The 15159-nt window shown below is 47.8% G+C and carries 22 protein-coding genes; 12 read left to right on the top strand and 10 right to left on the bottom strand.

Annotated elements, in window-relative coordinates:
- Positions 1–118: 118 nt before the first annotated feature.
- The 9 genes from RYZ26_RS07715 (at position 119) to ptsN (ending at position 7606) form a co-directional block, all read left to right on the top strand.
- Complete coding sequence (locus tag RYZ26_RS07715) at positions 119–589, top strand: Lrp/AsnC family transcriptional regulator (RefSeq protein ID WP_317682606.1); 471 nt, start codon at positions 119–121, stop codon at positions 587–589.
- Between the two features lie 98 nt (positions 590–687).
- The gene (locus RYZ26_RS07710; RefSeq protein ID WP_317682605.1) at positions 688–1299 is read left to right on the top strand and encodes a ribonuclease D; all 612 of its coding nucleotides are present in this window, start codon (positions 688–690) and stop codon (positions 1297–1299) included.
- Positions 1300–1405: 106 nt separating this feature from the next.
- Positions 1406–2398, top strand: coding sequence for a KpsF/GutQ family sugar-phosphate isomerase (locus RYZ26_RS07705; protein ID WP_317682604.1), 993 nt, complete (start codon positions 1406–1408; stop codon positions 2396–2398).
- A 22-nt stretch (positions 2399–2420) separates the two neighbouring features.
- On the top strand, positions 2421–3113 hold the full coding sequence (lptC, locus tag RYZ26_RS07700) for an LPS export ABC transporter periplasmic protein LptC (protein ID WP_317682603.1): 693 nt from the start codon (positions 2421–2423) through the stop codon (positions 3111–3113).
- Positions 3113–3931, top strand: a complete 819-nt coding sequence (locus RYZ26_RS07695) for an LptA/OstA family protein (protein ID WP_317682602.1) — start codon at positions 3113–3115, stop codon at positions 3929–3931. The genes lptC and RYZ26_RS07695 overlap by 1 nt, the downstream gene beginning before the upstream one ends.
- A gap of 34 nt (positions 3932–3965) precedes the next feature.
- Positions 3966–4742, top strand: a complete 777-nt coding sequence (lptB, locus tag RYZ26_RS07690) for an LPS export ABC transporter ATP-binding protein (RefSeq protein ID WP_317682601.1) — start codon at positions 3966–3968, stop codon at positions 4740–4742.
- Positions 4743–4757: 15 nt separating this feature from the next.
- Positions 4758–6284, top strand: a complete 1527-nt coding sequence (rpoN, locus tag RYZ26_RS07685) for an RNA polymerase factor sigma-54 (protein ID WP_317682600.1) — start codon at positions 4758–4760, stop codon at positions 6282–6284.
- A gap of 235 nt (positions 6285–6519) precedes the next feature.
- Positions 6520–7095 (top strand): ribosome hibernation-promoting factor, HPF/YfiA family, encoded by a 576-nt coding sequence (hpf, locus tag RYZ26_RS07680; protein WP_317682599.1) that lies wholly within the window; start codon positions 6520–6522, stop codon positions 7093–7095.
- Between the two features lie 43 nt (positions 7096–7138).
- The gene (ptsN, locus tag RYZ26_RS07675; RefSeq protein WP_317682598.1) at positions 7139–7606 is read left to right on the top strand and encodes a PTS IIA-like nitrogen regulatory protein PtsN; all 468 of its coding nucleotides are present in this window, start codon (positions 7139–7141) and stop codon (positions 7604–7606) included.
- 60 nt (positions 7607–7666) lie between these two features.
- On the opposite strand, the gene RYZ26_RS07670 is transcribed toward ptsN, so the two are convergent.
- The gene (locus tag RYZ26_RS07670) at positions 7667–8056 is read right to left on the bottom strand and encodes a hypothetical protein (protein ID WP_317682597.1); all 390 of its coding nucleotides are present in this window, start codon (positions 8054–8056) and stop codon (positions 7667–7669) included.
- Positions 8057–8247: 191 nt separating this feature from the next.
- On the opposite strand from RYZ26_RS07670, the gene RYZ26_RS07665 reads away from it, so the two are divergent.
- The 3 genes from RYZ26_RS07665 (at position 8248) to grxD (ending at position 9821) form a co-directional block, all read left to right on the top strand.
- Entirely contained in the window at positions 8248–8484 is a 237-nt protein-coding gene (locus tag RYZ26_RS07665; RefSeq protein WP_317682596.1) for a BolA family protein, read from the top strand.
- A 5-nt stretch (positions 8485–8489) separates the two neighbouring features.
- A complete protein-coding gene (gene rarD / locus RYZ26_RS07660) occupies positions 8490–9416 on the top strand; it encodes an EamA family transporter RarD (protein WP_317682595.1) in 927 nt (308 codons plus the stop codon).
- 72 nt (positions 9417–9488) lie between these two features.
- Positions 9489–9821, top strand: a complete 333-nt coding sequence (gene grxD, locus RYZ26_RS07655; RefSeq protein ID WP_317682594.1) for a Grx4 family monothiol glutaredoxin — start codon at positions 9489–9491, stop codon at positions 9819–9821.
- A gap of 63 nt (positions 9822–9884) precedes the next feature.
- On the opposite strand, the gene RYZ26_RS07650 is transcribed toward grxD, so the two are convergent.
- From RYZ26_RS07650 to RYZ26_RS07610, 9 genes are all read right to left on the bottom strand, one after another.
- A complete protein-coding gene (locus RYZ26_RS07650) occupies positions 9885–10334 on the bottom strand; it encodes an NUDIX hydrolase (protein ID WP_317682593.1) in 450 nt (149 codons plus the stop codon).
- A gap of 283 nt (positions 10335–10617) precedes the next feature.
- Entirely contained in the window at positions 10618–10833 is a 216-nt protein-coding gene (locus RYZ26_RS07645; protein ID WP_317682592.1) for a hypothetical protein, read from the bottom strand.
- 166 nt (positions 10834–10999) lie between these two features.
- On the bottom strand, positions 11000–11737 hold the full coding sequence (locus RYZ26_RS07640; protein WP_317682591.1) for an AAA family ATPase: 738 nt from the start codon (positions 11735–11737) through the stop codon (positions 11000–11002).
- A gap of 63 nt (positions 11738–11800) precedes the next feature.
- Entirely contained in the window at positions 11801–12145 is a 345-nt protein-coding gene (locus tag RYZ26_RS07635) for a peptidoglycan-binding domain-containing protein (RefSeq protein ID WP_317682590.1), read from the bottom strand.
- Between the two features lie 191 nt (positions 12146–12336).
- Positions 12337–12951, bottom strand: coding sequence for a 30S ribosomal protein S4 (gene rpsD / locus RYZ26_RS07630; protein WP_317682589.1), 615 nt, complete (start codon positions 12949–12951; stop codon positions 12337–12339).
- A 156-nt stretch (positions 12952–13107) separates the two neighbouring features.
- Positions 13108–13581 carry a hypothetical protein gene (locus tag RYZ26_RS07625; protein WP_317682588.1) on the bottom strand — a complete coding sequence of 158 codons (474 nt, stop codon included), beginning with the start codon at positions 13579–13581 and terminating at the stop codon, positions 13108–13110.
- Positions 13582–13694: 113 nt separating this feature from the next.
- Positions 13695–13856: a hypothetical protein gene (locus tag RYZ26_RS07620; protein ID WP_317682587.1), complete on the bottom strand. Its 162-nt coding sequence runs from the start codon at positions 13854–13856 to the stop codon at positions 13695–13697.
- 10 nt (positions 13857–13866) lie between these two features.
- Positions 13867–14391, bottom strand: a complete 525-nt coding sequence (locus tag RYZ26_RS07615; protein ID WP_317682586.1) for a hypothetical protein — start codon at positions 14389–14391, stop codon at positions 13867–13869.
- 86 nt (positions 14392–14477) lie between these two features.
- Positions 14478–15038 carry an HNH endonuclease gene (locus RYZ26_RS07610; RefSeq protein WP_317682585.1) on the bottom strand — a complete coding sequence of 187 codons (561 nt, stop codon included), beginning with the start codon at positions 15036–15038 and terminating at the stop codon, positions 14478–14480.
- Positions 15039–15159 lie beyond the last annotated feature (121 nt).

Here is a 15159-nt window from a genome sequence, read left to right as displayed (position 1 = left end):
TTTCACTTTTCTAGGCTGTTACCCCGTAATTATACCAATGATGAAAAGGTTGATTTTCTTTAAATTTTGAATTATCACTGATTATATCCTTTATTTTTATAATTTATCGGTGAAATCGATGGTCAAAAGCATTGAATGCAGTGAATTAGACGCTTACGATATTAAAATCCTCACCCATCTTGCCAAAGAAGGTCGCCTGACCATTACCGAACTGGCCAATCGGGTAGGCCTATCCAAAAGCCCGTGCCAGGTGCGGCTCAAGCGATTGATCGAAGAAGGCTATATCATGGGATTTCAGGCGATGCTGAACCCGGCCAAGCTGGGGCTGGAACATATCGCCTTCACCACAGTTAAACTGTCCAACACCACGGAAAAAGGCCTGACCGCCTTTAACGAAGCCGTAGTCAAAGTGCCGGAAATTGAACTGTGCCACATGATCGCCGGGTCATTTGACTATCTTTTGAAAGTGCGAACGTCCGACATTCAGGCCTATCGTCGCGTTTTGGGCGAAGAGATTTCCACCCTGCCCCATGTGGCCAGTACATCCACATTCGTCGTGATGGAAGCGATCAAGGATACCTTTAATTAAATCGCAAAGTGATTTTTCCAAAATGGGGGGCTTCTCTTTTGTTTGGGAACCCCATATAAATACGTATCAAATAAAGACGAACGACGAAAGGGAACGCTGTGGCGATTGAACTTCATTACGGGGACCTCCCCGCTGGTATCGATTTTGGAAAATCCGTCGCCATTGACAGCGAAACCTTGGGCCTGAACCCGCACCGTGACCGTCTGTGCGTTGTGCAACTTTCAAGCGGAGATGGCAATGCCCATCTGGTCCATTTTAACGAACCTGTCTATGACGCACCGAACCTGAAAAAACTCCTGTCTGATCCCAGCGTGGAAAAGCTGTTCCACTACGCCCGCTTTGACGTTGCCATCATTCAGAAGTATCTGGGGATCACCTGCAGCCCGGTTTACTGCACAAAGATTGCTTCCAAGCTGGTGCGCACCTATACCGACAAACACGGCCTGAAAGCCCTATGTCAGGAACTGCTGAAAATTGATCTCTCCAAACAGCAACAATCTTCAGACTGGGGCACGGATAAGCTGAGTGATGAGCAAATCAATTACGCCGCATCCGACGTTCTATATCTCCATCAGCTTCAGGAAATTCTGGACGGCATGCTGGTGCGTGAAGGGCGTAAAGAGATTGCGCAGGCCTGCTTTGATTTCTTGCCGACTCGTGCAGCATTAGACCTTGGCGGATGGCCGGAAGTCGATATTTTCTCGCACTAAGATTTTCTAAATATCTCTATTACTTAAGAGACTCTATCTCCCATTGACGAATAGGGGTAATCGCGCCTATATCTAGGCGCAAATTCAACTCCTGAAAATTAAAGATATGGCACCACACTCACGCATTGCGAAAGCCCGTCCGGCTGAACTTGATATCGCCTCCGCAAAGTCTGTTCTGAAACTGGAATCAGACGGGTTGCTCGCGCTTGCAGACAGTCTTGATGACACCTTTGCAAAAGCCGTTGATATTCTGGCAGGCGTCAAGGGACGCATTGTCGTCACTGGCATGGGAAAAAGCGGTCATATCGGGCGCAAAATTGCCGCGACGCTAGCCTCCACCGGAGCGCCCGCCTTTTTCGTTCATCCCGGTGAAGCCAGCCATGGTGATTTGGGTATGGTCACGCAAGAAGATGCAATTTTGGGATTATCCAATTCAGGTGAAACGGCTGAACTGAGCGATTTTATCGCCTATAGCCGTCGCTTCACCATCCCGTTGATTTCCATTACATCACGCCAATCCAGCACCTTGTCGGAATCGGCAGATGTCAGTCTGGTTCTGCCCAATGCAAAGGAAGCCTGCCCCTTAGGCTTGGCCCCCACAACATCAACGACGATGACACTGGCTTTGGGCGATGCCTTGGCGGTTGCCTTGCTGGAGCGTCGTGGCTTTTCATCGGATGATTTCCAGCAATTCCACCCCGGTGGCAGCCTTGGTAATCAGTTGATGAAGGTAAAAGACCTGATGCATACGGGCGATGCTTTGCCCATCGTCAGTCCCACTGATCCCATGAGTGATACATTGTTGGTCATGACGGCCAAGCATTTTGGCTGTGTTGCGGTGACGGATGAAAACAATAGGCTTCAAGGCATCATCACTGACGGTGATTTACGCCGCAATATGACAGATGAATTGATTAAACGCTGCGCAGGCGATATCATGACCACTGGTGCAAAAACAATCAGCGCGGGCGCACTTGCCGTTGAAGCATTGGGCATCATGAATGCAAAATCCATCACCAGCCTTTTTGTGGTGGATGAAAATCAAAAAGTCATGGGTGTGATCCATATCCATGATTGTCTGCGTGCAGGCATCGCTTAACCAATTGGTAGGAATCGGCTTGATGGCCTTGGCAACTCAACCCATGCAGGGAACACCCAAATCGCGCACAAGCTACCGCGATACGCATGCCATCAGCCTGTCCAAACGCTCCAAAATCAGTCGCGCTTATAGCCGCTTCGTTCAAATCCTGAAACTTCTGCTACCTGTAATCGCCGTTTTATTGGTGATCATGATCATCATCTGGCCACACCTGCGCGCCGATTCCAAACGGTTTTCCATTGGCTTTTCAAATATTGAACTGTCCGAAGCGAAAGACCCCTCCATGATCAATGCCCGCTACACCGGGACCGACAGCGAAAACCAGCCTTTTTCCGTCACCGCCGATATTGCCAAACGCATTGATGGCGACACGCAAAGCATCCTGCTGGAACTCCCCAAGGCCGATATCACCCTAAGTGACGGGTCCTGGCTGGTACTGACATCCGATAACGGTATTTTTGATCGCCCGACGCAATATCTGGAACTGGATGGTGCCGTAAACCTGTTTCATGATTCCGGTTATGAAATGCATACCAAAACGGCTGGGATCGATCTCGCCAATGGATCGGCCGAAGGCCACAATCCTGTTGTGGGCCAAGGGCCGTTTGGACGGATCGAATCTGAAGGTTTTCGCTTGATCGACAAGGGAAAAACCATCATCTTCACGGGCAAGACATCTGCCAAACTTTATTTGAACCGGATAAACGAAAACTAATGATGAAATCAGTTGTTCCGCTTGCCCTAGCCTTTGGATTTCTGGCCTCAACAGGCTTTGCTCAGGATATCAATCTTGCCAGTGGGTCACCTAATGCACCGCTAGAGATTTATGCAGATAACGGGATTGAATGGCAGCAGAACGAACAAATCATCATCGCCCAGGGCAATGCCGTTGCCAAACGCGCCAATGTGGACGTAAATGCGGACGAACTGCGTGCATATTACACGGAAAATGAGGGTGATCAGACGGGCAACACCAACATCCACCGCCTGGAAGCTTTAGGCGGTGTGACCATCACATCTGATACGGAAAAAGCAACGGGTGACCGCGCTGTTTATGATTTGAAACGCGCCATTATGGTGATTTCCGGCTCCCGCCCCACCCTTCGCACCCCGGATGATACCATCAGCGCCGATAACACATTGGAATATTGGGAAGAAAAAGCCCAGGCCGTCGCACGCGGTAATGCAACTGCCGTTCGTGAAGACCGCAAGATCAAGGCCGATGTCATCGCCGCCCTGTTTCGCAAGGACAAGCAGGGTAAAAGTGAAATTCACCGCGTGAATGCTTTCGGCAATGTGGTGATTGTCACCAAGACAGAACATGTTTCTGCCGACAAAGGTATCTATAACGTCAATAGCGGAGTCGCCACCCTGACAGGCGCGGTCAAAATCAAACGCGGCGGCAATTTGTTAAACGGTTGTTCTGCAACTGTGAATTTAAAGACCAATATCAGCCGTTTGAAGGCCTGTGCGGGCACAAATGACAACCGCGTACGCGGGTTAGTCTTGCCAACTGCAAAATCTGTGCAATAATGGTGCCAACAACAAACAAGTCTGGCCTAGCTATATGACCGAAAAAAACAAAGATCCGAAATCAGCGTCGCCTAAATTGATCACAAGTAATCAAGGGCTTGTGGCTGATGGTCTGGGAAAACGCTTCAAGAAACGCCCTGTGGTGCGTGGCGCAAGCCTGTCCATCCAGCGCGGCGAAGTTGTTGGTCTGCTGGGACCGAACGGGGCCGGGAAAACCACCTGTTTCTATATGATCACCGGATTGATTGCCCCTGACTACGGCAATATCACCCTGGACGGTCAGAATATTACTGATCTGCCCATGTACCGCCGTGCCCGCTTAGGCATTGGCTACCTGCCACAGGAAGCCTCGATTTTCCGGGGCATGAGCGTGGAGCAAAACATCCGCGCCGTTCTGGAAGTGGTTGAACCCAAACGCAACCGCCGCGAAGCCCGTCTGGAAGCTTTGCTGGCTGAATTTTCCATCACGCATCTGCGCCGCGCACCAGCACTTGCCTTATCAGGTGGGGAACGTCGCCGGGTGGAAATTGCACGTGCGCTTGCGTCCCAGCCGCACTTTATTTTGTTGGACGAACCTTTTGCCGGGATTGACCCGATTGCCGTTGGCGACATTCGTGAACTGGTAAAACATCTGAAAGACCGGGGCCTTGGTGTCTTGATCACGGACCACAACGTGCGTGAAACACTGGATATCATTGATCGCGCCTACATCATCCACGATGGCTCAGTTCTGATGGAAGGCACCCCGCAAGATATTGTGGGTAACGAAGATGTGCGCCGTGTCTATCTTGGCGACCGTTTCAGCTTGTAAGCAGGCATCTTATCTATGGCCCTTAGCGTTAGATTAGACCTCAAACAGTCTCAGTCTCTGGTGATGACACCACAGCTGCAGCAAGCCATTAAGCTTTTGCAGATGTCCAATATGGAACTGGGTGCTTTCGTCGAAGAAGAACTGGAGAAAAACCCGCTTCTTCAACGCGATGAAGGCGACAATACACCCATGCAGGAAGCAGTTGAATCACAAGACACAGCTGATCAGGGCAGCGCAGAAGATGCCCCTGCGCCTGCGTTGGAAGATATCAACCTCAATACCCAGGAAAACAGCAACAGCGATTCCATCGATGCAGATGTGGATAATCAATGGAGTAGTGACACCCCCGGCGATCAAACGCTGGCAGGATCCGGTGGTCTGGACACCACAAGCCCGGCCAAGTCCAGTGGCTCCCTTGAAGGGGACAGTTATGACTGGGAACAAAATCTAAGCGCTGATATTTCTTTGCGTGATCATTTGGTGGAACAGATCAATCTTGATCTCGATAGCCCGACAGAACGCCTGATCGGTACCCATATGCTGGAATTTCTGGATGAAAGCGGCTATTTCACCGCTGATCTGGAAGATATCGCCGCCAGCCTGTCCTGTGATGTGGCCCTGGTGGAAAAGGTTCTCTTAAAGCTGCAGAAACTGGACCCCATCGGCATTTTTGCACGCAGTCTGTCTGAATGTCTGGCCCTGCAACTGATTGAAAAAGATCGCTTTGATCCGGCCATGGAAAGCCTGATCAATAATCTGGAGCTGCTGGGCAAACGTGACTTTGCCGCATTGATGAAAATCTGCGGGGTCGATCAGGAAGATCTGGCCGACATGATGAGCGAAATTCAGGCCCTTGATCCGCGCCCTGCCCTTGCCTTTGATACGGGTGATGCACAAGCGATTACACCTGATATCATGATGAAACGCGGCCTTAAGGGTAAGTGGCTGGTGGAACTGAACAGCGACAACCTGCCCAAGGTTCTGGTGGACAATTCCTATTATGCCGAGGTCAATCAAGCCGGGCTGGATAAGGAATCAAAACATTACATCAGTGAATGTTTCCAGAATGCCAATTGGCTGGTGAAATCCCTCCATCAACGTGCAACCACCATTTTGAAAGTCTCCACCGAGATTGTACGCCAGCAGGATATGTTCTTTAAAAAGGGCGTAGAACATTTAAAACCCATCGTCCTGCGCGACATTGCCGATGCGGTTGAAATGCATGAAAGTACGGTATCGCGCGTCACATCCAACAAATATATCGCCACACCGCGTGGTATTTACGAGCTGAAATACTTTTTTACGTCGTCAATTAACAGTTCTGAAGGCGGTGATGCCCACTCCGCAGAATCGGTAAAATACAAGATAAAACGCCTGATTGATGACGAACCGCCCAATAAAATACTTTCGGATGATAAGCTGGTCCAATTATTGAAGAATGAAGGGATCGACATTGCCCGTCGAACCGTGGCAAAATACCGCGAAGCCTTAAACATTCCTTCCTCGGTACAAAGGAGACGAGAGAAGAAGGCTTTGATTTAGGTCGTGAAATTGAAATTTCAGAATCAGCACCTAAATATTATGACACACATCAAGTTGAGTCCGACCTGAAAGGCATATATTAATACTATTGACACATAAGGACTCTGCCACTAAGTTCCCGGCCTTCGCGTATAAAGTAAAGCTTTATCACTCTCGTGTGACCTTTATGAAATGAAAGAAACGCTTGAAGGGCCGGATTTACCGCAAGGCCAATAACAAGCAGGAACATTCAGATATGAAAATTGCTGTACAGGGTAAACAAATGGACGTAGGCGACAGCTTGCGTGCACACATCGAAGACGCGCTTAAAGCAAATACCGAGAAGTATTTCGACAAGGCCGTAAATGGCACAGCTACCGTCTCCAAGGACAAACACGAGTTTAAATCAGATATCACTGTTCACGTCGGTAAGGAAATCCGCGTACAGGGCCGTGGTCAGGCGGGTGACGCCTATGCTGCGGTTGATGAAAGCATTGAACGGATCTCCAAGCAGCTGCGCCGCTACAAGCGTCGCCTACGTGATCACCACCGCGAACAAGACCGTATTGAAATCGAAGCCGCACAACAAACAGTTTTTGACGGACATGAGGATGTGGAACAAGAACCAACGGCGCCAGCAATCGTTGCCGAAGTGGACACAAAAATCCATAAACTGGCTGTTGCAGACGCTGTGATGCGCATGGATTTGGCCGATCTGCCTGTTCTGGTTTTCAGAAATAGTGCAAATGGCAACGTAAATGTGGTATACCGTCGCGAGGACGGCAATATTGGATGGATTGATCCTGCCACAGCAGAATCCACCAGCGCATAAAGCGTAGCGATTTTTCGAGTAAGGACCGAAAGAGTAGTCTAAAATGGAAATCTCAGAAATTCTGACACCGGAACGTGTTGTTGCAGACTTGCGTGCCACAAGCAAAAAGCAAGCCCTGCAAGAACTGGCAAGACATGCCGCAGACGTCACCGGATTGAATGAACGGGCCATCTTCGACGTTTTGTTGGAGCGTGAACGCCTGGGCACCACAGGTGTCGGCAAAGGCATCGCGATCCCGCATGGCAAGCTCAATGATCTGGATGGGCTCTATGGCCTGTTTGCGCGCATTGAAAAACCCGTTGAATTTGACGCCATTGACGACGACCCCGTCGATCTTATCTTTCTTCTGCTCGCACCGGAAGGTGCCGGGGCAGATCATTTGAAGGCTCTGGCCCGGGTTTCCCGCCTGTTGCGCGATGACAGTGTCTGCGAAAAGCTTCGCGGCTCTGACACCAATGAAGCGCTCTATGTCGTTCTGACAGAACAGGGGGAGAATAACCAGGCAGCCTGAGCCTGAACGCAAAAAAGAAAAAGCCGATCCCCCGTAAAAAGTGGATCGGCTTTTTTTATTTTATGTAGATTGGTTGCAAGCGCTGTAGCTACAATGGCTGCAGCGTTCTTCACTTTCGATAAAACTGCTCATAAACCAGGACATCAGAATTTTTTCTTTTTCATCAATGTCATCTTCTGCTTCGATTTCCTGAATAAGATTATGGATCGCAATACGCTCTGCGCGCAGCTTTTCCCGACAGAAATCTTCAGGCACCCCGTCCAGCTTAATACTGGTCGATTTCAGTTCAATATGAGACAGCGCCCAGGAGCGAATGCGTTCAATGATATCGCTGCGTTGCTGCGGCGTACAAATCTCTTTCGATGCGACCAAACGATTCACCAGTTGAAACACCTTGGTGGATGAATAGTCACAGAACGTCAGATAGTTGCAGACCGGGCTGTAGGTCATAGACAAAGCCTCCCACCCAAAACATACGCATTCAGCTAAATCATATTATCGTTACAGATATAATAATTCAAACGTTCATAAGTATTAGAAAGTACGCCTTCTTGTTAAATATCAGCGACTTGAAATTGACAGACGGGGTCAGCCACCTTATATCCATAAGGAAGAATTATTCCTAAAATGGAGATGCTGTTATGGCAATGGAAGCCCACGAAATTGAAACACTCATCAAAGAAGGTTTGCCGGATGCGGACGTTCGCATTGAAGATTTACGTGGCGATGGCGACCATTATGCCGCTTATGTGGTATCCAAAGCTTTTGAAGGCAAAAACCGCGTTCAGCAACACCAGATGGTCTATGCAGCCCTGAAAGGCAAAATGGGCGGTGATCTGCACGCGCTTGCCTTGCAAACAACCACACCTGAAGATTAAGTCATTTGGCGCCCCCCCAACCGGCTGAAAACCATACCCAGCGCGAAATCAGGATGGCGGCCCTTTCCGCCATCACCGCTTATATTGCCTGGGGTCTGTTTGGCCTCTATTTCAAATCGCTGGATCACGTCTCAGCCCTTGAGATTCTGTCTCACAGGATTTTATGGTCTGTGGGATTATTGGCGATCATCATCACGGCCCTGAAAAAATGGTCGGATGTTATCCCCCTACTGATAAATCTGAAAAGCTTATCCGTTTACGGGCTCAGTGCCTTGCTGATCTCGGTGAACTGGGGCATCTATATCTATGCCGTCGTTTCCGGACAGGCCCTTGAAGGCAGCATGGGCTACTTCATTATGCCGTTGGTTGCAGTCATGTTAGGCGGTATCTTCTTTGGGGAACGGTTTACCAAAGAACAAACCATCGCAATCCTGCTGGCGGTAGCTGGTGTGCTTTATCAGATCATCAACTTTGGCCAACTGCCATGGATTGCCCTGTCCCTGGCCTTTTCCTTTGGCTTCTATGGCATGATCCGCAAGAAAGCTGCGGCTGATTCCATTGTTGGTCTGTTTTTGGAAACCCTGTTGATCAGCCCCATTGCCCTTGGCTTCATGATCTATTGGGCACAATCAGGAGACTTCTACTTCCTGACGGCTGAGATTGACATGAAGATTCTATTGATGCTGGCTGGCCCCATCACTGCAATCCCTTTAATCTTATTTGCCTTTGGGGCGCGCAAGCTCAGATATTCCACCGTCGGCCTGCTGCAATATATCAACCCGACCTGTCAGTTCCTGCTGGCGGTCTATGTATTTGGCGAAGATTTCAGCGTCCATGACCTGGTCACCTTCGGCTGTATCTGGACCGCACTGTTGCTTTATTCCCAAAACAGCTATCGCCAGTCACGCAGAAACAAAGCGGCTAATTCTTGACAAATGGGCTCAGGTAAGCCATATCCCATACCAAGCTGCTAAAGACAAATACTTTATAAGGAATACTATGTCATGAGTGACAATCCGGTTTTCGAACGTATCGAACAAGACATCAACGAAAATGCCGTTCTGCTTTTCATGAAAGGCTCCCCGATGTTTCCACAGTGTGGCTTCTCTGCTGCGGTGGTACAGGTTCTGACTCACCTGGGCGTTAAATTCAAAGGCGTTGACGTTCTGACTGATCCGGAAATTCGCGAAGGCATCAAACAGTTCTCTAACTGGCCAACCATTCCACAGCTCTACGTCAAAGGCGAATTCGTCGGTGGCTGTGATATCGTGCGTGAAATGTTCGATAATGGCGAGCTGGCACAACTGCTCAAGGACAACGGCATCGAAGCTGCTTAAGCGCTACTGCTGCTCTTTCAAGAAAGCCTCCTGATGTGATGTCAGGAGGCTTTTTTATGATGACTACGAACCTGCCTTCTTCGATTTTTTATTTTTCAAACGCGGTAAAGTTTCAGAAAAGCTGATCAGAATCTTCTTCAGCTTCTTTTCCTTCACGCTTTTGATCGCTTTGCCGGGGGACATCCAGATCTTGGTGCGTTTGTCCATCTCCGGCCATTTATCCAATTCTTCACGCACTTCCAGGGCAAACACTTTGACCCGACAATGATCCCCACCTTTTTGCGGTGTTTTCTTATAGTTATATTCACCGATCAGCGTTTTAGAGAGAATACCGCGCACACCTGCTTCTTCATAAGCCTCTTTCTCAGCCGAATGGCGTGCCTTCATATTCGGCTCAACCGTTCCTTTCGGCAGAACCAGCCGCCCGATTGATAAGGATGTAATCAGCAAGACCTCGATCTTGCCCTTACGCCGTCGATATGGAATGACTGAAGACTGTTTGCGGTATTTCATGATCCCCTCCCCCCTCAATACGGCATATAAGTATATACTGGTATGAGAAAGAATGTCGCCTTCGAAAACCGGAAATACAAAGTTTTCTCGTTTCCATTTCCGCCAATCAGCCATAAAAAAAGCTGCCGCACATGGGTGCAGCAGCTTTTCATACTGTCATAATCTATCTTCTGAGCACGATAGCCATGTATTATTCACATGGTATTACCAACCGATCCAGGAGACAGAAAAACATCTCGCTTTGGTCACGGCTTTGCACCCTCAGGAAAATAGATTTAACGGATTAGCCGCGCGCAGCTGAATGATCGTCTGTGAAGACAACAGCTTTGCTTTTCGCGCTAGTCTCAGCAAAGACAGAAACAGCTTTTTTTGCCAGTTTCACTAGGCTTTTTCCCAGGAATACAAAGCTTCTACGAATATATTTCGCACGTTCGATTTCGACCTGACGGATCAGTTCTGCCATTTCTTCGTGGGACAGCGGCTTAACAGTATCTTGCATTTTCTTTTCATTGCAGCTTGCCCTGCAATGCTCCTATTCACCTGGGGGGATGTGGTTTTGGACCACTCAATTTCGTTAACCCGGATAATAGAGAGATATTTTCAGAAGAAAAACGTAATTACTGCGCCGCAGCATTGCGAAATTTGCATAGCTCAATGAGCCATGATTAATCCATCAGTTCTCTTAAATACCGTCTAGGGTTATTTAAAAAGGTTTTGGTGATTTTGAAATGTTCCGTTTCTTCATAAGCCACATCTCGTAAACCATCCGCCGTAAACTCAATTATTCGGGCATTGGGATAAGCCAACAAAATCGGTGAATGGGTTGCTATAATCAACTGGGCATTGCCTGACTTCTCCCATTCACTTAACAGGGACAAAAACGTCAATTGCCGTTGCGGTGAAAGCGCTGCCTCCGGTTCATCCAGCAAGTAAGTCGATTTGAACTGCGCCCCTAAGCGATTACTGAACAAAGATAGAAATGCTTCCCCGTGGCTTTGTTTATGCATTTCCTGCCCACCATAGTACTTATCCAAATCACCATAGGTGTCGATATAGTTAGCCAGGTTAAAGAAACTCTCTGAACGAAAAAAGAAACCTTGGCGCACCTTTGGCAACCAAGTCGACTTCATCGCCTTTGCCAATGCAGATTCTGTATGATCCGATGATTCATAGTGAACGTGATCCAAACTGCCACCACTTTCATGATAGCCACACATCTTTGCAATTGCTTCTAGCATCGTTGATTTGCCAGACCCATTTTCACCAACAAAGAAAGTAATTGTCCGATCAAAATGAAGCTCAAATTCGTCATTCAAATAAGGCATTACGTTAAAAGGAAAGCTGCCCTTATCGATCTTTTCAGAAACAAGCGATATTTTCTTGAGGAATGGGGCCTTTAACATATCAATTTTCCCGCACGAGAAGGGCTAGCATTCGAAATCACCCCATTGTTATCAATTCTGCCATTAACTTAATAGTTTCTTATAACAATCTGGGCAATATATAGTTCCACTTGAACCTCCATGAAATGCACCGCAAGGACATTTGAGTCTTGGTGAGCGTGCCATCAAAGCACCAATTGTCGGGCCATCCGGTTTGACAATTCCGTCTACCGTTAGGTTATTTTCACTTTGAAATGACTTGATACCATTAATCATCGGTGTATCTGGATAAGGTGAAATGCCATGTATTGGAACTTGATAATGGCCGTTCTCAGACAACAATTTTTTCAACAATTTCACATCATCAGGGTTTGTGTTGTGTGAAGCACTAATTGTTGAACTCAATCCAAATTTATTTTTGGAAACCATAAGATATCCCTTTCTTTTGACATAAAAAAACCGTGCATCCGAAAGAACGGAGCACGGTTTGGATTAAAGAGGATGGCAGGTATTTCAATCACCCATCCAGTTAACAAAAAAAGCTGCCACACAATTGTGCAGCAGCTTCTCTTATTTGTCGCTTCCTATCCAGCATATCGCGGACAGTTGGCTCCCCCGGATTAACGAGAGTAATATTCGATAACCAGGTTTGGTTCCATTTGAACTGGGTATGGAACGTCTTCCAGCTTAGGTACGCGGATGAACTTGCCAACCATTTTCTTGTGGTCAACTTCAATGTATTCAGGAACGTCGCGCTCACCAGAGGCAACAGCTTCCAGAACCATCGGGATTTCGCGAGACTTGGCGCGAACTTCAACAGTGTCACCTTCTTTAACCAGGTAAGAAGAGATGTTAACGCGCTTGCCATTTACCAGCACGTGACCGTGGCTGATGAACTGACGTGCAGCGAACATTGTTGGGACGAATTTCATACGGTAAACGATCGCATCGAGGCGTGTTTCCAAGAGACCGATCAGGTTTTCGCCTGTATCGCCAACGCGACGAACAGCTTCTTTGTAGTAACGACGGAATTGTTTCTCAGTCATGTTAGCATAGTAGCCTTTCAGCTTCTGCTTACCCATGAGCTGCATGCCGTAATCTGATACTTTACGACGACGTTGGCCGTGCTGACCCGGGCGAGAATCGCGACGGTTGATCGGTGATTTTGCACGTCCCCACAGGTTTACACCCAGGCGACGGTCAATTTTGTATTTAGCAGCAATACGCTTTGACATTGGTTAAATCCTTATTTTAAAACCATTTTTTCTTGTCCCGATAGGCCACTCTGTGGCGTGATCCTTACGAATCAACGTTCTCGGGAATATGTAAGGCGCGGATTATATGAACTTCCGCGCCTTTGTCAAAGGGAATCTACAGAAAGGAAAACACCCTTAATTCATCGGCTGCATCAGACTGCCGCCTCCAGATCCGCCACCCATCATGGAATTACCAAACGAGCCGGCCGACTGACCCAGCTGCTTGTATAGAGTCCGATTAGTCGCTTTGGATTGTTCCAGCAGGTTTGACTGAATACTGGACAACGCACTATCCACATGTTCTTTGCGCTGCGTAAAATCTTCATGGCTTGCCTCAGCTTCATCCGTGCGCAGCCCCTGAATGATCGCGCCAGCTGAGCCATCAGCGGCTGAAAGACCCGAGGCTCCAAATCTGGCGCGACGTTTTGCCAGCGCCTTTTTCAGTTGATCCTTACGCTGCTTTTCCTGTTTTTCATAGGTCGCCCATTGTTCTTTCGCCACCGCATCCGCCTTTTGCTGGGCAGCCTTGGCAGCGGCTTTTTTCTGATCAGACGCCTGCTTCATCGCCATAGCCATCTGAACCACCATAATAATAATCTGTACCCACATAAAATATGCTCCTCACAATAAAAAAGGCCCCTCCTGATAAGGAGAGGCCTTCTGACAAATAAAAACAGCCACTGAAAAAAACAGTGGCTGCTGAAATAATTTTAGCTAAAAAACTAAGCTGCTTCTAAAGTTTCGTCCTGCACTTCTTCCACATTAACCTGTTCCCAAGTCCCAAAGAACCATGAAAGTTCTTGCACTTTCTCATCCCCCAAACGGCCCAAAGCAAAAAGGGCTGCTTCATAGAATGCGTCATACTGTTCTTGCTTGTTAAACATGGTAATCTCCTTAGTTCACATACTCTATATGCAACCAACCGCCTACAATTTCAACCGTAAAATCCTTTTGCTTGCCATTGTAAACAAAGGCCCAAGCACTTACAAACTCACGGTCTACGACATTACTTAAATGCATTTTGATACGATCTGCCTTCAATTCATTAAGCGACAACTCAATAGCACTAACCATTAATCCTGCTGAAAAATCAGCAAGTTCTGTATGATTCCATTGACCAAGATCGAAGTTTGGTGATTGCTGAATCCATGGCACCCTCATAGTCACACCCGGGTGCCCTTTTATCGGTTTTGCATGAGCATGAAAAATTGCCTTGCACACCTTATTTTCGTCGAAAAGACCGAATATTTGCGAATTCCCTTCAGGGTTTTTGATGAGAATCTCAGCATGCTCTAAATAAATTGCTCTAAAATCTTCTGTATCCCCACGAATTTTTTCGACTTCTGCAATCCATTGTTCGCGCACTTCTCTCAATAGACCTTCATTCAAAACAGAACAGTCTAGTGGTTTCGGTCCCATATATCTCCCCCTGGATAAGTTAACTCAAACTAGTTTGCATGATTTTCATTAAAACACAATTAAAAGATGCTTCACTTCAAACAAATCTACTCTTCGAGTTCCGTATCCCAATAAAGAAAATCCCGCCAGCTCTCATGGAGATGATTTGGCGGGAAGAAGCGTCCGTGTTCCTGTAATTCAAAAGCGCTCGGACGATAAGGCGGGGTTGCAAGCTGCATCCTTGCTTCACGCACACTCAAATGCCCTTTTTGGGTATTGCACGACCTGCAGGCCGTCACGATATTTTCCCAGTTGGTCCGTCCCCCTCGGCATCTCGGCACCACATGGTCAAAGGTCAGGTCCTGTGCGGGCAATTGAATGCCGCAATACTGACAGGAAAACATATCGCGCAAAAACAGGTTAAATCGAGTAAAGGCCACACGCGGGACTGGCTTGGCATATTCTTTCAGCGCAATCACACTGGGCAGCTTCATGTCGATGCTGGGGGAATGAACATGTTGATCATATTCAGAGACCACCTGCACCCGTCCGGTAAAGACATTGCGGATCGCATCCTGCCAAGACCAGAGCGAAAGGGGGTAGTAGCTCAACGGGCGATAGTCCGCATTAAGCACAAGAGCAGGATAATGTACGTTCGAAGCCAGCATAAAGAAGAACTCCTGTCGTTACGTCAGTATACCCTAGGTTCTGTTGACAAAGTGCTTTACCCAAACCCGAATTGATGTGACCTGAACGAAGCCGAGAAAGCTTAACATCGTTTTGTCATAT

It is taken from the genome of Terasakiella sediminum (assembly GCF_033100395.1).
Taxonomy (GTDB): domain Bacteria; phylum Pseudomonadota; class Alphaproteobacteria; order Rhodospirillales; family Terasakiellaceae; genus Terasakiella.
Note: the sequence above shows the minus strand (reverse complement) of the source record. Positions and strands in the feature narration are given on the sequence as shown.